Here is an 18,172-nt window from a genome sequence, read left to right as displayed (position 1 = left end):
GCGGGCGCCGGGGGCTTTCAGGCGGCAGGGCCGTTGTTGTGTCGCGGGGTCGGAATACCTCCTGTCTTGACCTTCCTCCCCCGTATGGAGCCCCTTGCGGAAGGGTTCTCGGGCCGGAAGAAGGCGCTGGATGTCTGAGCGAAGCGCAGCGCAGCGAGTTCAGCGCCGCCGGCCCGAGAGCCCTGGAGCAAGGTCCCCGGGCGAAATCCGGGTGCCCTTCTTTGGGTCCTTTCTTGGGCAAGCAAGAAAGGACCTCGCGGCGCGCTGGCGAGTCAGCGCCGGGCAGTACGTGGACCGAAGCCACCGTAAACACCGGAGGATGAACCAGGACCAGCCACCACGAGGCAAGCGGTCAGGCTGAAGGGCGTGTCCCCAGAGGGTGGTGACGCGCGGCCGCGGGCGGGTCAGGCGGGGCAGGGCGTCTGCCAGGTGGTGACGCGGGCCGGGTCGCCGTCGGTGTGATCGAGGCGGGCAAGCGTCATGCAGTTGCCCCAGACGCAGCCACTGTCCAGCGCCAGCCAGTCCGCTCCCACCCGGTGGCCCAGCGCGGCCCAGTGTCCGAACACGATCGGGTGCCCGGCGGCGGCTCGCCCCGGCATCCGGAACCAGGGCCGGAGATCGGAGGGCGCTTCCTCGGGCGGGCCGTTGCCGGCGAACTCCAGGCCGCCGTCCGCGGTGAGATAGCGCATGCGGGTACAGGCATTGATGGTGTAGCGCAGGCGCTCGTATCCGGCGAGATCCGGGCTCCAGTGGCTGGGTTCGTCGCCGTACATGACCTCGAACAGTGCGTGGCGTCGTGCCGGGTCGCGCAGCTCGGCCTCCACGCGCCGGGTCTCGCGCGCGGCCGTGTCCGGGTCCCAGGCGGGCGGGAGTCCGGCATGCACCAGGGTCCAGCCGCTGGCGGTGTCGCGGTGCAGCAACGGGCGCTGGGCCAGCCAGTCGAGCAGGTCCGCGGCATCCGGGGCATCCAGCACCGGGCGCAGGGTGTCCTTGCCACCGGGCGTGCGGACGCCCTGTGCGGTGGCGAGCAGGTGGAGGTCGTGGTTGCCGAGGACCGTCGTGGCAGCATCGCCCAGGTCCATGACCCGGCGCAGGCAGCCCAGCGAGTCCGGGCCGCGGTTGACCAGGTCGCCGACCAGCCACAGGTGGTCCTCCGCCGGATCGAACCGCACCTGTTCCAGGAGTCGATCCAGCGGGTCCAGACAGCCCTGGAGGTCTCCGACTGCGTACAGCGCCATCGTTCCGCCCGGCCTAGTGCAGGGTGCGCGGGACGGAGAGGGTGAACGGCGGGATCGGCGCGTCGAAGGTGTTGCCGCGTTCGTCGCGCATGCCGTAGGAGCCCTCCATGGTGCCGACCGGGGTCTCGATGACCGTGCCGCTGGTGTATTCGAAGCTGTCGCCGGGCGCGATGCTCGGCTGTTCGCCGACCACCCCCTCGCCACGGACCTCCTGCGTCTGGTCGCGGCCGTCGCGGATGATCCAGTGGCGGTTGAGCAGTTGCACGGTCAGCGCGCCGGCGTTGCGAATGACCACGTGATAGGCGAACACGTAGCGGTCGTCATCCGGCTCGGACTGGTCCTCCACGTAGGCGGTGGACACCTCGATCTCGATGGTATGGGCTTCGGCGTCGTGCTCTTGGGGCGGGTTCATGCGGTTGTGGCTCCAGGTTTGAGCGGGAGACCCGGCATCAGGGGGTCGCGGACCGGCTGGCGCAGACGGCGGCGCCCAGCAGGCCCGGTTCGGGGTGCATGATAAGGGCCACGGGCAATTGCTCAAGCAAGTGGGTCATCGGTGGGCGATTCCGGAAGGCACAGCGAAAGCGCGGGCCACGGAAGGCGTCGACCCAGCGGGGCGCGATCCCGCCGGCCAGGTAAATGCCGCCGGTGGGGAGCGCGGTCAGGGCCATGTCGGCCAGCTGTCCGGCATACAGCCCGACGAAGCGGTCGATCACGTTCTCGGCGGCCGGGTGGCCCGCCCGGGCCAGTTCGCCGATAGCGGCTGCCGGGTCCCGCGCGGCAAGGGCCTCCGCCAGCTCGGGATCCGCTTGCCGGTCGAGCTCGAACTGGCCGATGCGGGCGATCCCGCGCCCGCTCAGCAGGTGTTCGCGCGTGCAGTAGCCCAGTTCGCGGCTTACGAAATCGCCCAGCGCGGCCTCTTCGGGCCCGGCGGGCGAGAAGCGCGCGTGTCCGCCCTCGCCGGGATAGATGGCGGGCCGGCCGGGCGGACCCACCAGACAGGTGCCCAGCCCGGTGCCGGCCCCCGCGACCAGGCGCAGGCCCGCCGGATCGGGTGTCGCGTGCTGGAGGGTCTCGCAGTCGCCGGGTTGCAGCGCGTCGAGGCTCGCGCCGATGGCGGCGAAGTCGTTGAGGAGCGTGACCGGCATACCCAGGCGTTCGCCGAGGCTGGCGGCCTCCAGGGCGGGCCAGTCCAGGTTGGTCACGCGTGCCCGGCCCTGATGGACCGGGCCGGCCACCGCGAGTCCGGCGGCGGCGAACGTATCCACTGTGGCGTATTCGTGGCGCCAGTGCTCAAGGATGCTGGCGAGGTCCGGATGCTCGCGGCTCGGGTAGCGTTGCGCCTCGTGCAGGGACCAGCCATCCGCCTCGCGGCGGGCGCGCGCGACACGGGTGTTGGTTCCGCCGACATCGGCAACGATCAGGTCCATGGGTTCATGGTAGCGGATCGTGGTGACCGGTGGCTCAGTGCGCGCCTGCGTGGATCTGCCGGGCCAGGGCCTCGAACCCGCTGATGTCGACGTTCTCCGGCCGTTCCCCGGGGTCCAGCCCGGCGGCCTCCAGGTCCGCGATCGTGGCCAGACCGGACAGCCCGCGGCGCAGCGTCTTGCGGCGGCTGGAAAAGGCCTGGTTCACCACCCGCGCGAAGGTCGGGTACAGCGCCGGTGCGACCCGCGGCTCGGCCAGGGGCGTGATGCGCACCACGCTGGAGTAGACCTTGGGCGGCGGGTGAAAGGCCCCGGGCGGCACCGTGAACAGGGCCGTGGCCGAGGCCCGGGCGGCCAGCATGACGGTCAGGCGGCCGTAGCGCTTGCTGCCGGGCGCGGCGGTCATGCGTTCCACCACCTCGCGCTGCAGCAGGAAGTGCATGTCGCGGATCGCGCCGACCTGTTCGAGGAGATGGAACATCAGCGGGGTGGAGATGTTGTAGGGCAGGTTGCCGACCACGCGCCAGCCGCCTTCGGGCAGGGGGCCGAGATCGGCCAGCCGCATGTCCAGGGCATCGCCCACGTGCAGGTCCAGGCGCTCCGGAGGGAAACCGGCGCGCAGCCCGGCGGCCAGGTCGCGGTCGATCTCCACGGCGACCAGGTGGTCCAGGCGCTCCAGCAGCGCCGCGGTCAGGGCGCCGCGGCCGGGCCCGATCTCGAGCACGGCGTCTCCCGGCTGCGGGTCGATCGCCGCGACAATGCGCGCGAGGATGCCGGCATCGTGCAGGAAGTTCTGGCCGAAGCGCTTGCGGATCGGCGACGAGGTCTTGAGGCGGGTCATGTCCCCGAGATGCTCCTGCTGGCGGCGGCACGGGCCGCGGCACGGGCCGCGAGGGTTTCCGCCAGGCGTTCGGCGGCCTGGAAGCTGCCGACCTCCGCGCGCCCGGTGCCGGCCAGGTCCAGTGCGGTGCCGTGATCCACCGAGGTGCGGATGAAGGGCAGGCCCAGGGTCACGTTGATGGCCCCGCCAAAGCCGGTGTGCTTGAGGACCGGCAGGCCCTGATCGTGATACATGGCCAGCACCGCGTCGACGCCTTCGAGCGCGCGCGGGGTGAACGCGGTGTCGGCCGGGAGTGGGCCGCGCAGATGCATGCCGGCCTCTCGCAGGCGATCCAGGGTCGGGGTGATGATCTCGATCTCCTCGCGTCCGAGGACGCCGTCCTCGCCGGCGTGCGGGTTCAGGCCGCAGACCGCGATCACGGGTTCGTCGATGCCGAAGTCACGGCGCAGGTCGTGGTGCAGCACGCGGGTCACGGCCTCCAGGCGTTCGGCCGTGATGGCATCGGGGACTGCACGCAGGGGCAGATGGGTGGTCACCAGCGCGACTCGCAGCGTCTCGGTGGCCAGCATCATCACCGGCGTCGGAGCCCCGGCGCGTTCGGCCAGCCACTCGGTGTGACCACTGAAGGCGATACCGGCGCGGTTGATCACGCCCTTGTGGACCGGGCCGGTGACCATGGCCTCGAAGGTGCCGTCCAGGCAGCCGTCGGCGGCCGTGGCGAGCAGGGCCAGCACGTGTTCGGCGTTGGAGGGGTTCAGGGTGCCGGCGACCACCGGGACGGCGACCGGTACCGGCAGGATCTCCAGGGTGTGGGCCGGGGTGGGCTCGCGCGGGCGTCGGGGGTCGAAGGGCACCAGGCGCAGGGACTCGCCCAGCTGGTGGGCACGGGCCTCCAGCACGCCAGGATCGGCGATGGCGACGCGCTGCGCCTGGCCGCGCTGCCGCGCCATGGCGATCAGCAGATCGGGCCCGATCCCGGCGGGATCGCCGGCGGTCAGGGCCAGGCGCGGGACCGGGTGGGCCCCGCGCGGATCAGGAGCCGAAGCCGTCGACCCGGTATTCGACATAGGCCTCGTCCCGCAGGCGGCGCAGCCACAGCTCGAGCTCTTCGTCGCGCTTGCGGTTCTGCAGGATCTCGCGGGCGCGGGCCCGGATCTGTTCGCGCGAGGTGTCCACCTCGCGGCGCTCCAGGACCTCGATGATGTGCCAGCCGAACTGGCTCTCCACCGGCTCGCTGACCACGCCCGGTTCCAGCGCCTGCATGGCCTCCTCGAAGGCGGGAACCAGTTCGCCCGGGCTGACCCACCCGAGGGTGCCGCCCTGGGCGGCCGAGCCGGGGTCGTCGGAGTTGGCGCGGGCGAGGTCCTCGAAGCTGGCGCCCTCGCGGATGCGGTTGTACAGGGACTGCGCCTGGCGGCGCGCGTCCTCGTCGCTGCGCACCTGGTCCGGACTGATCAGGATGTGGCGCACGCGGGTCTGCTGCACGCGGGTCTGGTCACCGCCCTCGCGGTCCAGCAGCTTCATGATGTGGAAACCGCTGGGGGAGCGCAGGACATCGCTGACCTCGCCGGTCCGCATCAGTACGGCCTCGCGGGCGAACACGGTGGGGATCTCGCCGGCGGAACGCCAGCCCAGATCGCCGCCGTCCAGGGCCTGCGGCCCTTCGGATTCGCTGATGGCGACGGTGGCGAAGTCCTCGCCCTCGCGCACGCGGTCGCGCAGCGACTCGGCCTTTTGGCGCGCCTCGGCGATCTGCCGGGCGTCGGCGCCCTGGGGCAGGGCGACCATGATCTGGGCGATGCGGTAGCGCACGCCGCGGTCAATGGCGCCACTCTCGGAGGCGATGAGGTCGGCGATCTCCTGATCGGAGACGCGGACGCGCTGGTCGACCTGGCGGCGCTGCAGCTGGTTGACGGTCAGTTCGTGGCGGATCTGCTCGCGAAAGGCGTTGAAGTCCACGCCGTCCTGCATCAGAGCCTGGCGCAGCTGCGGCAGGGTCATGCGGTTCTCGCGGGCGATGTTCTCCATCGCGCGGTTCAGGGTCATCTCGTCGATGTTGATGCCGACGCGCTCGGCCTCCTGCAGCTGCACGCGCTCGACGATCAGGCGCTCCATGACCTGGCGCGCCAGGGTGTCCTGGTCGGGCGGACGGTTACCGCGCTCGATCATCTGCTGGGCGACCAGGTTCATGCGCTCCACCAGCTCGCGCTGGGTGATCACGTCGTCGCCCACCACCGCCAGGATGCGGTCGGTGAAGCGGTCGCCCTCGGGCGTGATGGGCGCCGCCGGGGTACCGCCGTCACGGGCGGCCCCGGGCGTGACCGGTGCCTCGACCGCGCCCTGCGAGAGCCCGCCGGGTGCCGACCCGGGCGTCTGGGCCATGGCCGGCAGGCCGAGGCCGTAGACCAGGACGGCCAGCAGGGGCAGCAGGGTGCGGACCCCGCCGCGGCGTTGTTCAGGGACGTGCGTCATATCCGGCAATACCCTCGCGCAATAGCGAATCCACGCCGGAATCGAACCTTGCCAGGCCGTCCAGCGTGAGTTGGAAGTAGATCGAGTTGTCGTAGGTCTCGTCGAAGCTGTACGCGCGGCGCGCCACCACACGGATACCATAGCAGCAACTACGATACTGAAGCCCGGCCAGAAGTTCGAGGTCGCGTTCTTCCTGCAGGCTGTAGTTCCAGCGGCCGATCGCGTCGATGCGATCGGTGACCGGCCACATCACGGAGACGTCGGTCTGGTCGATGGAGCGGGCGCCGGCCTCGCGCTGGCGGTAGCCGACGTTGATCCGCGCGCGCTCGGAGGGGTGGTAGCCGACCGAGATCGCGGCCAGGGTGGTTTCGCGCGCGTCCTCGTTGTAGAGGATGGAGCCGCGGCCGCTCCAGGCATCGCCGATGCGCACGCGACCTTCCAGGGCCAGGTCCGAACGCGAGTCCGTCAGCGGGTCCTGTCCGGTACCGCGGCGGACCTCGCGGTCCTCGAGGTAGTGGATCTGACCGGCGGACAGGCTCAGGCGCTCGCGCCCGGTCTGCTGGTCGAGGATGCGGGTGGTCAGGGCGGTGGTGACCTGATGGGTATCGCCCACGCGGTCGGCGCCGACGAAACGGTCCAGGCTGAACAGGTTGTCGAAGCTGAAGTCGGCCTCGCCGGTGTCGAAGATCGGGATGTCGTCCTGGTCGCGGTAGGGCACGTAGCCGTAGAAGATGCGCGGTTCCAGGGTCTGCAGGCGGCGGCCGTTGGCGATGGAACGTTCGAAGATCAGCCCGGTGTCGATCGAGGCGCGTGGTACCGTCCGGCTGATCGATTCCGGACCGCTGGTCTGGTCGCGGCGGTCCAGTTCGTAGCGGGTATGGCGGACACCGGTGGCGGGTTCGAAGAAGAAGCCGCCGGTGTCATGGCGCCAGCGGACCTCGGGATTCAGGTCGAGGCGGGTACCCACGGGGCGCCCGGACTGGTCCTCGCTGCGCTCGAAGCGCACCAGTTCGGTATCCAGATCCCAGGACAGCCCGTGGCCCAGGTATTCCCCGGCCTCCAGCGTGATCTGTGGCAGCCGCTGGTAGGGCTCGCCGGCGGCGCTCAGCTCGGGGTCGACGATCTGGTAGTCCTCGATGCGGGTGCGCAGGCGATAGGCCGGCTGGTTCCAGGTCAGGTCGGCGGATCGGCGCAGATAGGGCGTCGAACCCGCATAGCGGTCCGAGTTGCCGAAGTCGAAGAAGTATTCCCGGTCGGAGACATCCGCAGCGTCGACGCGCAGGTTCAGATTGGAGGTGATGCGGGTCTGGTGGCGCCACTGGGCGAAGTGGCGGTCTTCGCCGGTCTCGCGGTCGTCCGGCAGGTAGCGCACGTCGAGTACGCCATTGTGCCGGGGCTGGAGGTAGCGAAACTCGGTGCCGAGCATGATTCCGCGATCGGCCATGATGCGAGGCGTGAAGGTCGCGTCGTAGTTGGGCGCGATGTTCCAGTACCAGGGCGTCGCGAGATCGAAGCCGGTGCGGCCGCCGGTGCCCGCGCTGGGCAGCAGGAAGCCGCTCTTGCGGCGGTCGTCCAGCGGGAAGTTGATATACGGGGTGTAGGCGATGGGTACACCCTTGAAACGGATGGTCGCATTGCGGGCCACGCCCACGCCGGTCTCGCGATCGAGCTCCAGATCCCGGGTGCGCAGCCACCAGGAATCGTTGCCGACCGGGCAGGTGGTGTATTCGGCCTCCTCGAAGTCGTGACGGTGCGGGGCGTGCTGGACGCCCAGGGCCGCGTGGCCCCGGGCCGGGATGGACTGCACCAGGAAGTCGATCCTGCGGAACTCGCCGGTCTCCGCGTCCAGGCGGTATTCCCCGCCCTCGGTGTGCAGCAGCAGGTCGCCGTCGAACAGGCGGGTGTCACCTTCGGTTCGGGCGGTGCCGGTGGCGCGGTCGTATTCGAGGAATTCGGTGTCCAGGCGCTGTCCGCCTTCGAACAGCTGGACGTTGCCCGAGGCCGAGATGCGTTCGCCGTCCCGGCGCACCTGGTCGGCGTCGATCTCGGTGAGGCCGCCCTCGAGGGTGCGCAGCTCGGGCCACTCGACCCCCGGGGCGAACTCGCATCCCGGGGGGCGCTCCTCCGCGGGCAGCGCGAGCGGGAGCAGCGCCGCGGTCACCAGGCCGATCCCGCACGCGACCGGCCGCGCGATCGGGCGATGGCGCGGCGGGGGGTTGGCGGGCCGGCGGCTCATCCCGGCGTCAGGACAGCAGCTGGCGGATCTCGTCGAAGATCAGCTCGATGTCGCGGGTGCCGTTGACGTGCTTGAGCAGACCGTGGCGATCGTAGTACTCGATCAGCGGCCGGGTCTGCTCCTCGTAGACCTTGAGGCGATTGACCACGGTTTCCTCGTTGTCGTCCGCGCGGTGGATCAGATCGCCGCCGCACAGGTCGCACACGCCTTCCTTCTGTGGCGGGAAGGTATGGGTGTTGAATACCGCGCCGCAGTCCCCGCAGGAGACGCGGCCGGTCAGGCGCTGCTTGAGTTCCTCGAACGGGACGTCGATCTGGATGGCGCGGTCCAGCGGCGACTCGATGTCGGCCAGCATGCTGTCCAGCGCCTCGGCCTGGGCGACATTGCGCGGGAAGCCGTCGAGGATGAAGCCCTTCTGCGCATCGGGTTCCTGCAGGCGGTCGCGGATCAGGCCCAGGACCAGATCATCCGGGACCAGATTGCCGGATTCCATCGCGTTCTCGACCTGCTTGCCGAGTTCGGTCCGGGCCGCGACCGCGGCGCGCAGCAGGTCGCCGGTGGAGATCTGCGGGATGCCGAAGGTGGCGACCATCTTCTTGGCCTGGGTGCCCTTGCCGGAACCCGGTGCGCCCATCAGGACGATACGCATAGCTGACTCCTGCCGGGTGCCGTACCGAACCGCAGGACTCGCCGGGAACGGGACGGCACGGTGATTGCGGTGGTGAAACGGGCAGCCGGCCCGGGGCGAGGGCGGGCCGCAAACCGTTTCCCGAGCGCGGTCTTATACCGCCTGAGGCCGATGCGCCGCAACCGCGCGCGGCCGTTCGAGTCTCCCTGATGCGACTGTTGATGGGTGCCCTTGCGGGGTGTCTCCCCTGTATAATCCCTCGCTCTTCAAAGCAATCGGAAACTACTCAAGCATGGACCTCAACCAGATCGAAGCCGGCAAGGATCTCCCCAACGACATCAACGTGGTGATCGAGATCCCCACCCAGGGTCAGCCCGTCAAGTACGAGATGGACAAGGACAGCGGGGCTCTGGTGGTTGATCGCTTTATGGCGGTCGCGATGTTCTATCCGTGCAACTACGGATTCATCCCGAACACGGAGTCGGAAGACAACGACCCGGTGGACGTGCTGGTGATCACCCCGGTGCCGCTGCTGCCGGGCTCGGTTGTGCGCTCGCGCCCGATCGGCATGCTGAAGATGACCGACGAGGCCGGGGTAGACGCGAAGATCCTGGCGGTGCCGGTGGACAAGCTGTGCACGCAGTCCGCGCGGTTCCAGAGCCCGGACGACGTGCCGAAGGAGCTCCTGGACTCGATCAAGCACTTCTTCGAACGCTACAAGGAGCTGGAGAAGGGCAAGTGGGTCAAGGTGGAAGGCTGGGTTGGCGCCGACGAAGCCAAGGCGGAGATTGTTGCCAGCTACAAGCGTTACCAGAAGAGCAAGATCTGACGCCGCGCCCCGCTGCATGCAGCGGTCGGTCAGCGCCGCGCCGTCCCGCAGGGGCGGTGCGGCGTTTGCGTGCGCGGGCCACGGACCTGGTCGTGACGCCGTGACCCGCTGAGATGGCCGAGCGCGATGCCTACGGCGAGGAACAGCAGGACCGCGAGCGCTTTGTCGTGCGCATCCTGCTGGCACTGGTCATCCTGGCCGCCATCCTGCTGGCGCTGGGCTGGCGGCTCTCGGGGCTGCAAGTCGGCGCGCACTCGCATTTCACCACTCTCTCCGAGAACAACCGGTTACGGGTCGAGCCGATCGCCCCTACCCGGGGCGTGATTCGCGACCGCAATGGCATCCTGCTGGCGGGCAACCGGGCGTCCTACCAGTTGGAGATCACGGTCGAGCAGGCCGGTAATCTGGATTCCCTGCTGAGCCGCCTGCGCGGCTATCTGGAACTGAGCGAGGCCGATATCGAGCGCTTCCACCGCGGAGTTCGGCAGCGGCGCCCGTTCCAGCCGGTGCTGTTGAAGGCCGGGCTGGATGACGAGACTGTGGCCCGTATCGCGGTCTCGCGCCACGAGTTGCCGGGGGTCGAGATCGAGGCCCGTCCGCTGCGTTTCTATCCCCTGGGTTCCAAATTCTCGCACGCGGTCGGTTATGTCGGGCGCATCAACCAGCAGGATCTGCGCCGGGTGGACGGGCGGGCCTATGCCGGGACCTCGCATATCGGCAAGAGCGGGGTCGAACGCTACTACGAGGAGTTGCTGCACGGCCGGCCAGGCTATCGCCAGGTGGAGGTGAACGCCCAGGGGCGGGTGATCCGCGAGCTGTCGGTGACCCCGCCGCAGCCGGGCACGGACCTGACCCTGACCCTGGATGTGAACCTGCAGCAGGCGGCCTACCGGGCGCTGGCCGGGCGGGATGGCGCGATCGTGGCCATCGATCCGAATAACGGCGAGGTGCTGGCGCTGGTCAGCGCCCCCGGTTTTGATCCCGAGGCCTTTGTCCACGGAATCTCGCAGGCCGATTTCGCCGCGGTGCGCGATGACAAGCGCCGGCCGCTGTTCAATCGTGCCCTGAGCGGGCAGTACCCGCCGGGCTCGACGGTCAAGCCACTGGTCGCGCTGGCAGCCCTCGACGAAGGTGTTACGACCGCCGAGCGCGAGATGTTCGCACGCGGGTACTACCAGCTCCCGGGGCACGAACGGCGCTATCGTGACTGGCGCCGCGAGGGCCATGGCCGGGTGGACATGTCGCGCGCGATCGCGGTGTCCTCGGATGTCTACTTCTACGATCTGGCCCACACCATGGGCATCGATCGCATGGTGCCCATTCTTGGCGCCTTCGGGATCGGTCAGCGCACCGGGATCGATTCCACCGGCGAGCGAGCGGGGATCCTGCCCAGCCGCGACTGGAAGCGGGCCACCCACAACGAGGTGTGGTTCCCGGGGGAGACCCTGATCACCGCGATCGGCCAGGGGTACATGCTGTCCACGCCTCTGCAGATGGCCGACTTTACGGCGGCGCTGGCCACGCGCGGTGTGCGCTATCAGCCGCACCTGCTGCGCGCCATGGACAACGGGACCGGGGAGCCGGAGTATCCGCTACCGGTGACGCGCGAGCCGGTGGTCGTGGACGACCAGCACTGGGATGCGATCCACGGCTCGCTGGTGGAGGCGGTGCATGCCCGCCACGGGACCGCCTGGGGCAGCGTGGGCAGTACCCGCCCGGCCTACACCATTGCCGGCAAGACCGGCACTTCGCAGGTGTTCAGCCTCGGCGAGGATGAAGAGTACGACGAAGAGGAGCTGGCCCGGCGTCTGTGGGACCACGCCCTGTTCGTGGGCTATGCCCCGGCAGAGGATCCGCAGATCGCGGTGGCGGTCCTGGTCGAACACGGAGGGTCCGGTGGCCGGGTGGCCGCACCGGTGGCGCGCGAAGTGATGGACGCCTATCTGCTGGAAGGGTCGGGCATGACTCTGCCGGAGGACGAATGATCAGCGTAACCGGCCGTGAGATGTCCGTCAGCCAGTGGGTGCTGCGCAGCCTGCGCCTGGACAGTGTGCTGCTGGTCCTGCTGTCGATCCTGCTGCTGCTCGGGCTGGCCGTTCTGTTCAGCGCCTCCGGGCAGAGCGTGGTGGCCGTGGAGAGGCAACTGATGCGCATCGGCCTGGGCGTGGCCGCGATGCTGCTGGTCGCGCAGGTATCACTGCACGGTCTGCGCGCGATCTCCCCGTGGCTGTTCGCGGCGGGCATCCTGCTGTTGTTGGCGGTGATGTGGGTCGGGGACGTCGGCAAGGGGGCCCAGCGCTGGCTGGATCTCGGTTTCATGCGTTTCCAGCCCTCGGAGATCATGAAGCTCGCCGTGCCGATGATGGTGGCCTGGTACCTCTCGCTGCGCAGTGGGCGGCCGCGTTTTCGCGATCTCCTCGTGACCGGCGTGCTGATCCTGGTGCCGGTGTATCTGATCATGCAGCAGCCGGACCTGGGGACCTCGATGCTGGTCGCGGCCGCCGGCGCACTGGTGGTATTTCTCGCGGGGCTGGGCTGGCGCTGGTTCGTCGGCCTGGGCGTCGTGATGGCCGCCGCCGTGCCCATCCTGTGGTCGCAGATGCTGGACTACCAGCGCCAGCGGGTACTCACGCTGTTCAACCCGGAATCCGATCCGCTGGGGGCCGGCTATCACATCATCCAGTCGAAGATCGCGATCGGGTCCGGGGGGTTGTACGGCAAGGGCTGGCTGAACGGGACCCAGTCGCAGCTGGAGTTCCTGCCGGAGCGCTCCACCGACTTCATTTTTGCGGTCTACGCCGAGGAATTCGGCTTTATTGGTGTCGCACTCTTGCTGCTGCTGTATTTTGCGATTGTCGCCCGCGGGCTGTGGATCGCCGCGTTGGCGCAGGACCGCTATGCCCGGCTGCTGGGCGGGAGTATCAGCCTGACCTTCGCGGTCTATATGGTGGTCAATATCGGCATGGTGACCGGCCTGTTGCCGGTAGTCGGTGTGCCGCTGCCCCTGGTCAGTTACGGGGGAACGTCGCTGGTGACCCTGATGGTCGCCTTCGGTATTCTCATGAGCATAGCCTCCCAGAAACGCCTGGTGAATCGATGACCCTGACCCTGCGCCCCGTGTGGGCCCGTCTTGCCCGCCCACTCCTGATGCCGGTCGGGCTGACCCTGATCCTGGCGTTTGCCTCCCTTCCGGCCACGGCGGAAAGCGAATTCCGCGCCGGTGACCCGCCGTATCTCGAGCGCGACGAGGTCCAGGCCTTCATCGACGAGCAGGTGGAGGCGGGCCGTGACCGCGAGGCCCTGGAGGCGATGTTCGCGGCGGCCGATCCGCAACAGCGCATCCTTGACCTGATCTCCAGCCCCGCCGAGGCAAGGCCGTGGAAGGATTACCGCCCGATCTTCATTACCGATGAGCGCATCGAGCGTGGGCGCGAGTTCATGCAGGAGCATGAGCGCTGGCTCCAGCGCGCCGCGGACCGCTTTGACGTCGAGCCGAAGATCATTGCCGCCATCATCGGGGTCGAGACCTACTACGGCCGCAACACCGGTGGTTTCCGCGTGTTCGATGCCCTGGTGACCCTGGGCTTCGACTATCCGCCCCGGTCCGACTTCTTCCGCCGCGAGCTGGGCGAGTTCCTGACGCTGGTGGATGAAGAGGGCCTCGACCCGCGCGAGACCCGCGGCTCCTACGCCGGGGCCATGGGGCGTGGCCAGTTCATCTCGTCCAGCTATCGCCACTACGCGGTGGATTTCGATGGCTCCGGCCAGCGTGACCTGCTGAACTCCTGGCCGGATGCGATCGGGTCGGTGGCCAACTATTTCCGCGCGCACCACTGGAACTACGGCGAGCCGGTGGTGGCCAAGGCCCGGGTCGAGGGCGATGCCCACGAGGCGCTGATCAGCCGCAACTATCAGGCGCGCTTTGACCTCGAAGAACTGGCCGCACACGGGATCTACCCCGACGAGGCCGTGGACGAGGACGGCCAGTACTCGTTCATCCGCCTCGAGGGCGAGGATGGCCACGAGTACTATCTCGGGTATCCGAACTTCTACGTGATTACCCGCTACAACCGGAGCCCGCTGTATGCGATGGCCGTCCACCAGCTGGCCGAGGCGCTGGCCGAGTAAACCGCGCCGCGCGGGCGTCGGCGGGGCCGCGCTGGCGGCCTTGCTGGCGCTGGTCCTGGCGGGCTGTTCGTCCACCCCCGACCGCAAGGCCGACCCGGACCGCCCGCTGGGCGATGCCGCGTATGACAGCTACCCCGATCCCGCGGATGTGCCGCAGGATCTGGCGCTGATCCCGGAACCGGAGCCGCGTGACGAGCCGCCCAGCCGCTATGGCAATCCGTCCGAGTACGAGGTGTTCGGTCAGCGCTATCGCACACTGCGCACGAGCGACGGCTTCGAGGAAGAGGGTTACGCGTCCTGGTATGGAACCAAGTTCCACGGACGGCGCACTTCCAGCGGCGAGCCCTACGACATGTACGCGATGACCGCGGCGCACAAGTCCCTGCCGCTGCCGAGCTTCGTCGAGGTCACCAACCTGGAAAACGGCAAACAGGTGATCGTACGGGTGAATGATCGCGGCCCGTTCGTGGACGGACGCATCATCGATCTCTCCTACGCCGCCGCCCATCGCATCAACATGACCGATGCCGGGGTCGCGCGTGTGCGCATCCGGGCGGTGGGGCCGGGCGACACGACGCCGGCCCGGGTGGCGGAGGCACCGGAGCCCGAGCCGCTCGAGGTGGCCGCCGCAGCTCAGCCGGACATCGCGCCCGAACCGCAGGAAGCGGCGCCGGCCGCGGCCAGCGCCAATGGCGAGGCCGCGGGCCCCGGGCGTTTCGTCCAGGTCGGGGCGTTCGCCGAGCGCCATTCGGCCGAGCAGGTGCGCGAGGATCTGCGCGCGCTCGGCTTGGAGCCGGTGCGGATCTCCAGCGTCGAACGGGACAACGGTGCGCAACTGCACCGCGTGCGCATCGGCCCGCTGGCCGATGGCGATGCGGTTCGCACGATTACCGATCGCCTGCAGGGCGCGGCGCACGTGGACTACCGCGTAGTGACCGACGCGCCGTAAGCCCTCGTTCCCGGTATTTCCGGCCCGTACCGGGCCCCAATTCTGCTATCGTATTTCGGTCCTTCAGGAGGCCCTTCGCAATCATGAATTCGTCCGTCCGCACCCCGTTTCTGCCGCTGTTGGCGGCCTGCCTGCCGGTCATCCTGGCGCTCCTGCTGGCGCTGGTTCCGGCGCAGGCGCAGGAGTCGGAGCTGCCCGTTGCCGGCGCCGGCGCGAACGTGCCCGGCGGTATCCCGCGGCCGCCCTCGGACGTGACGGCGGCGAGCTATGCGCTGATGGACTTCGACTCCGGCCTGATGCTCGCCAGCCGCGATCCGCTGGTGGAGCGCGAGCCGGCCAGCCTGACCAAACTGATGACGGCCTACGTGGTGTTTGGCGAAATCACCGATGGCCGCATGGCGCTGGACGACCAGGTTACGGTCAGCGAGCGTGCCTGGCGGACCGGTATGCGCGGGGCATCGCGCATGTTCATCGAGGTCGGCGAGGAGGTTGTGGTCGAGGATCTGCTGCGCGGGATGATCATCCAGTCCGGCAACGATGCCTCCACCGCGCTGGCCGAGCATGTTGCCGGTTCGGAGGGGGCGTTTGTCGACATGATGAACGCCCAGGCGCGCGAGCTGGGGATGCGCCAGTCCTACTTCGCCAACCCGCACGGACTGCCCTCCGACGAGTCGCAGTACACCACCGCCCAGGACATGGCATTGCTCGCCCGGGCGCTGATCCGCGACTTCCCGGATCTCTACGGCTACTACAGCGAACGTTCCTTCGAGTACAACGACATCTCGCAGAGCAACCGCAATATGCTGCTGTGGCGCGATGCCGGATTCGACGGCCTGAAGACCGGCTGGACCTCGAACGCGGGCTACAACCTGGTTTCGTCCGCCAAGCGTAACGACCGCCGGTTGGTGGCCGTCGTCATGGGGATCGAGGCGTCGGATCATCAGCAGGGCGGTACTCGCCGCGCCAACGAGTCCCAGGCGCTGGTGAACTGGGGGATGCGCTTCACCGCGACCCGCAAGCTGTTCGAGGGCGGGCACGAACTGGGGACCCCGCGGGTCTATCGCGGGGCGCAGACCGAAGTGGCCGTGGGCCTGGCGGAGGACTTCTGGGTCATGGTCCCGCCGGGGCGCGAGGACGATCTGGACGCCTCGATGGAGGTCAACCAGCCGCTGGAGGCCCCGCTGGCCGCGGGCGATCCGGTGGGCGAAGTCGTGGTGCGTCTGAACGGCGAGGTCCTCCGGACCCAGCCGCTGGTTGCGTTGCAGCCGGTGGAACAGGGCGGTCTGATCCGCCGCCTGTGGGATGGTGCGGCCCTGGGCATTCAGTCGGCCTGGCCATTCTGAGCCGTGTTTCGCCCGTGAGCATTGCCTATTACAACGGGGATTACCTGCCGCTGGACCAGGTGCGGATCTCGCCGCTGGACCGGGGCTTCCTGTTCGGAGACTCGGTATACGAGGTGATCCCCAGCTACTCCGGCGAGTTCTTCCTGCTCTCCGAGCACCTGGAGCGCCTGGCGCGATCCCTGGCGGCGATCCGCATCCGCAACCCGTTTGACCGCGAGGGGTGGCGTGCGCTTCTGATGGACTTGCTGGCGCGCAATGCCGACCCTGCGACGCCCGATCTCGGGGTCTACCTTCAGGTGACCCGTGGCGTGGCCCCGCGCGACCATGCCTTCCCGGTGGATGCGCCACCCACCGTCCTGGCGATGGTCAGCCCGATCCGGCCCCTCCCGGAGACCATCCGCGTGGACGGCGTGGCCGCCGTGACGGCCGAGGACCGCCGCTGGGGCCACTGCGATATCAAGGCCACCACTCTGCTGGCCAATGTGCTGAACCGCCAGGAGGCCACCGAGCGGGGTGCCGTCGAGGCCGTGTTGTTGCGGGACGGGCAGTTGACCGAAGGCGCGGCCAGCAATGTCATCGTGGTCCTGGACGGGCGGGTGATCACCCCGCCGCTGGATGCATCGGTACTGCCGGGGGTCACCCGCTCGCGGGTGCTCGACCTGGCGCGCGAGCTGGGCTACCCGGTGGAGGAGCGCGGGGTCAGCGCCGACGAGCTGGCCCGGGCCGGGGAGGTCTGGCTCACCAGCTCGACCCGCGAGATCCTGCCGGTTACGCGGCTGGATGATCGCACCGTGGGCACGGGGCGCCCCGGACCGGTCTGGCAGGCCGTGCACGCCGCCTACCAGGCGGCCAAGCCCGGGGCGCCGGTGAGCGAACCCCTGCAGTCCGGAGGTGCCGCATGAGCGACGACCGCGAGACCCTGATCGAGTTTCCCTGCCGATTCCCGGTGAAGGTGATGGGCGACGCCCACCCGGAGCTGATGGAGGCAGTCGAGGGCTGTGTCGCCGAGCATCTGGATGCCGGGGACGCAGTGATCGAGCAGCGCGCCTCGCGCGCCGGCCGCTTCGTCGGCATCACCATCACCTTTACCGCGACCAGCCAGGAACAGCTGGACGCCTTCTACCGTTCCCTGGGTCGTTGCGACCGGGTGCGCATGATCCTGTGACCGACGTGCTCCCGCCCGGGCCGGTGGTCCGCCTGCTGGGTATGCAGCCCTACGTCCCGGTCTGGCAGGCGATGCAGCTCCAGGCGCGGGAACGCGATGCAGCCCGGCCGGATGCGTTCTGGTGCGTCGAGCATCCGCCCGTCTTTACCCAGGGCCGCAATGGCCGCCGCGAGCACCTGCTGGACCCCGGCGCGACGCCGGTGGTGGCGATCGATCGCGGGGGGCAGGTGACCTGGCACGGTCCCGGACAACTGGTCGTCTACACGCTGGTGGATCTGCCGCGACTGGGGATCGGGGTTCGGCGTCTGGTCGCCGGTCTTGAGCAGGCGGTGATCGACACGCTGGCGCAATGGGGGATCCATGCGCAGCGTCGAGACAAGGCGCCGGGGGTGTATGTCGATGGGGCCAAGATTGCGGCGCTGGGTTTGCGTATCCGGCACGGGCGCAGCATCCATGGGCTGGCCCTGAACGTCGCCCCGGATCTGGCGCCGTTCCAGCGCATGAATCCCTGTGGCTATCCGGGGCTAGCGGCGACCTCCATGCAGCAGCTGCTCGGTCCGCTGGACGGCAACCGGGTCCGGGAGCAGTTGCTTGCCCACCTCACCGCGCAGGTGTTTCCCGCTGAGGTTGAGCGCATCCGGCATGAACCTGCGTTGCCGCCCGAGTTGGTCCGCGTGCTGGCGCTCGGGCGTTGTCCCGCGCCCTGAGGCCGGGCCTGATCCTCGCTCTGAAGTTTACGGTGGCTTCGCCCGGCCGCCTGCCCTGTGTGGCTAGGCCTGGTTCGCCCTCCGGTGTTTACGTGCCTTCGGTCCACGTACTGCCGAGCGCTGACTCGCCAGCGCGCCGCGAGGTACTTCTTTGCTCGTGCAAAGAAGTACCCAAGAAACACGCCCGACTGCCGCGACCCCGGCCCGCTGTG

Annotated in this window: 17 protein-coding genes; 9 read left to right on the top strand and 8 right to left on the bottom strand. The window is 69.1% G+C overall.

Going from position 1 to position 18,172, the window contains the following annotated elements; all coding sequences use genetic code 11:
* Positions 1-404: 404 nt before the first annotated feature.
* Genes F614_RS0113425 through F614_RS0113390 form a run of 8 tightly spaced genes read right to left on the bottom strand, consistent with a single transcriptional unit; the run spans position 405 to position 8,860 of the window.
* A complete protein-coding gene (locus tag F614_RS0113425) occupies positions 405-1,238 on the bottom strand; it encodes a symmetrical bis(5'-nucleosyl)-tetraphosphatase (RefSeq protein WP_019559082.1) in 834 nt (277 codons plus the stop codon).
* 13 nt (positions 1,239-1,251) lie between these two features.
* Positions 1,252-1,650: a Co2+/Mg2+ efflux protein ApaG gene (apaG, locus tag F614_RS0113420; RefSeq protein ID WP_018867192.1), complete on the bottom strand. Its 399-nt coding sequence runs from the start codon at positions 1,648-1,650 to the stop codon at positions 1,252-1,254.
* 37 nt (positions 1,651-1,687) lie between these two features.
* Positions 1,688-2,665: an ROK family protein gene (locus tag F614_RS0113415; protein ID WP_018867193.1), complete on the bottom strand. Its 978-nt coding sequence runs from the start codon at positions 2,663-2,665 to the stop codon at positions 1,688-1,690.
* Positions 2,666-2,699: 34 nt separating this feature from the next.
* Positions 2,700-3,503: a 16S rRNA (adenine(1518)-N(6)/adenine(1519)-N(6))-dimethyltransferase RsmA gene (rsmA, locus tag F614_RS0113410; protein ID WP_019559081.1), complete on the bottom strand. Its 804-nt coding sequence runs from the start codon at positions 3,501-3,503 to the stop codon at positions 2,700-2,702.
* Positions 3,500-4,570, bottom strand: coding sequence for a 4-hydroxythreonine-4-phosphate dehydrogenase PdxA (gene pdxA / locus F614_RS0113405; RefSeq protein WP_019559080.1), 1,071 nt, complete (start codon positions 4,568-4,570; stop codon positions 3,500-3,502). Before pdxA ends, rsmA begins: the two co-directional genes overlap by 4 nt.
* Positions 4,536-5,975, bottom strand: coding sequence for a peptidylprolyl isomerase (locus tag F614_RS0113400; RefSeq protein ID WP_018880123.1), 1,440 nt, complete (start codon positions 5,973-5,975; stop codon positions 4,536-4,538). The genes pdxA and F614_RS0113400 overlap by 35 nt, the downstream gene beginning before the upstream one ends.
* Positions 5,959-8,211: an LPS-assembly protein LptD gene (locus tag F614_RS0113395; protein ID WP_019559079.1), complete on the bottom strand. Its 2,253-nt coding sequence runs from the start codon at positions 8,209-8,211 to the stop codon at positions 5,959-5,961. The genes F614_RS0113400 and F614_RS0113395 overlap by 17 nt, the downstream gene beginning before the upstream one ends.
* A gap of 7 nt (positions 8,212-8,218) precedes the next feature.
* The gene (locus tag F614_RS0113390) at positions 8,219-8,860 is read right to left on the bottom strand and encodes an adenylate kinase (RefSeq protein WP_018877100.1); all 642 of its coding nucleotides are present in this window, start codon (positions 8,858-8,860) and stop codon (positions 8,219-8,221) included.
* A 271-nt stretch (positions 8,861-9,131) separates the two neighbouring features.
* On the opposite strand from F614_RS0113390, the gene ppa reads away from it, so the two are divergent.
* The 9 genes from ppa (at position 9,132) to lipB (ending at position 17,960) form a co-directional block, all read left to right on the top strand.
* Positions 9,132-9,668 carry an inorganic diphosphatase gene (gene ppa, locus F614_RS0113385; RefSeq protein WP_018867199.1) on the top strand — a complete coding sequence of 179 codons (537 nt, stop codon included), beginning with the start codon at positions 9,132-9,134 and terminating at the stop codon, positions 9,666-9,668.
* A 113-nt stretch (positions 9,669-9,781) separates the two neighbouring features.
* Positions 9,782-11,653 carry a penicillin-binding protein 2 gene (gene mrdA, locus F614_RS0113380; RefSeq protein ID WP_019559078.1) on the top strand — a complete coding sequence of 624 codons (1,872 nt, stop codon included), beginning with the start codon at positions 9,782-9,784 and terminating at the stop codon, positions 11,651-11,653.
* Positions 11,650-12,768, top strand: a complete 1,119-nt coding sequence (gene rodA, locus F614_RS0113375) for a rod shape-determining protein RodA (RefSeq protein WP_018881554.1) — start codon at positions 11,650-11,652, stop codon at positions 12,766-12,768. The genes mrdA and rodA overlap by 4 nt, the downstream gene beginning before the upstream one ends.
* On the top strand, positions 12,765-13,796 hold the full coding sequence (gene mltB, locus F614_RS0113370) for a lytic murein transglycosylase B (protein ID WP_019559077.1): 1,032 nt from the start codon (positions 12,765-12,767) through the stop codon (positions 13,794-13,796). Before rodA ends, mltB begins: the two co-directional genes overlap by 4 nt.
* On the top strand, positions 13,753-14,745 hold the full coding sequence (locus F614_RS0113365) for a septal ring lytic transglycosylase RlpA family protein (protein ID WP_018880117.1): 993 nt from the start codon (positions 13,753-13,755) through the stop codon (positions 14,743-14,745). Before mltB ends, F614_RS0113365 begins: the two co-directional genes overlap by 44 nt.
* 83 nt (positions 14,746-14,828) lie before the next feature.
* Positions 14,829-16,088 carry a D-alanyl-D-alanine carboxypeptidase family protein gene (locus F614_RS0113360; RefSeq protein WP_019559076.1) on the top strand — a complete coding sequence of 420 codons (1,260 nt, stop codon included), beginning with the start codon at positions 14,829-14,831 and terminating at the stop codon, positions 16,086-16,088.
* A 14-nt stretch (positions 16,089-16,102) separates the two neighbouring features.
* A complete protein-coding gene (locus F614_RS0113355; protein ID WP_019559075.1) occupies positions 16,103-16,990 on the top strand; it encodes a D-amino acid aminotransferase in 888 nt (295 codons plus the stop codon).
* Positions 16,987-17,253 carry a YbeD family protein gene (locus F614_RS0113350; protein ID WP_018877094.1) on the top strand — a complete coding sequence of 89 codons (267 nt, stop codon included), beginning with the start codon at positions 16,987-16,989 and terminating at the stop codon, positions 17,251-17,253. The genes F614_RS0113355 and F614_RS0113350 overlap by 4 nt, the downstream gene beginning before the upstream one ends.
* Positions 17,250-17,960, top strand: coding sequence for a lipoyl(octanoyl) transferase LipB (gene lipB / locus F614_RS0113345; protein ID WP_019559074.1), 711 nt, complete (start codon positions 17,250-17,252; stop codon positions 17,958-17,960). The genes F614_RS0113350 and lipB overlap by 4 nt, the downstream gene beginning before the upstream one ends.
* Positions 17,961-18,172: the final 212 nt, after the last annotated feature.

This window comes from Thioalkalivibrio sp. ALE12 (genome assembly GCF_000381105.1).
GTDB lineage: Bacteria > Pseudomonadota > Gammaproteobacteria > Ectothiorhodospirales > Ectothiorhodospiraceae > Thioalkalivibrio.
Note: the sequence above shows the minus strand (reverse complement) of the source record. Positions and strands in the feature narration are given on the sequence as shown.

What these genes read in the sequence shown, in the direction of transcription:
- F614_RS0113425 (WP_019559082.1), bottom strand. Translation starts at nt 1,238, where the DNA reads ATGGCGCTGTACGCAGTCGGAGACCTCCAGGGCTGTCTGGACCCGCTG.
- apaG (WP_018867192.1), bottom strand. Translation starts at nt 1,650, where the DNA reads ATGAACCCGCCCCAAGAGCACGACGCCGAAGCCCATACCATCGAGATC.
- F614_RS0113415 (WP_018867193.1), bottom strand. Translation starts at nt 2,665, where the DNA reads ATGGACCTGATCGTTGCCGATGTCGGCGGAACCAACACCCGTGTCGCG.
- rsmA (WP_019559081.1), bottom strand. Translation starts at nt 3,503, where the DNA reads ATGACCCGCCTCAAGACCTCGTCGCCGATCCGCAAGCGCTTCGGCCAG.
- pdxA (WP_019559080.1), bottom strand. Translation starts at nt 4,570, where the DNA reads ATGTCGAATACCGGGTCGACGGCTTCGGCTCCTGATCCGCGCGGGGCC.
- F614_RS0113400 (WP_018880123.1), bottom strand. Translation starts at nt 5,975, where the DNA reads ATGACGCACGTCCCTGAACAACGCCGCGGCGGGGTCCGCACCCTGCTG.
- F614_RS0113395 (WP_019559079.1), bottom strand. Translation starts at nt 8,211, where the DNA reads ATGAGCCGCCGGCCCGCCAACCCCCCGCCGCGCCATCGCCCGATCGCG.
- F614_RS0113390 (WP_018877100.1), bottom strand. Translation starts at nt 8,860, where the DNA reads ATGCGTATCGTCCTGATGGGCGCACCGGGTTCCGGCAAGGGCACCCAG.
- ppa (WP_018867199.1), top strand. Translation starts at nt 9,132, where the DNA reads ATGGACCTCAACCAGATCGAAGCCGGCAAGGATCTCCCCAACGACATC.
- mrdA (WP_019559078.1), top strand. Translation starts at nt 9,782, where the DNA reads ATGGCCGAGCGCGATGCCTACGGCGAGGAACAGCAGGACCGCGAGCGC.
- rodA (WP_018881554.1), top strand. Translation starts at nt 11,650, where the DNA reads ATGATCAGCGTAACCGGCCGTGAGATGTCCGTCAGCCAGTGGGTGCTG.
- mltB (WP_019559077.1), top strand. Translation starts at nt 12,765, where the DNA reads ATGACCCTGACCCTGCGCCCCGTGTGGGCCCGTCTTGCCCGCCCACTC.
- F614_RS0113365 (WP_018880117.1), top strand. Translation starts at nt 13,753, where the DNA reads ATGCGATGGCCGTCCACCAGCTGGCCGAGGCGCTGGCCGAGTAAACCG.
- F614_RS0113360 (WP_019559076.1), top strand. Translation starts at nt 14,829, where the DNA reads ATGAATTCGTCCGTCCGCACCCCGTTTCTGCCGCTGTTGGCGGCCTGC.
- F614_RS0113350 (WP_018877094.1), top strand. Translation starts at nt 16,987, where the DNA reads ATGAGCGACGACCGCGAGACCCTGATCGAGTTTCCCTGCCGATTCCCG.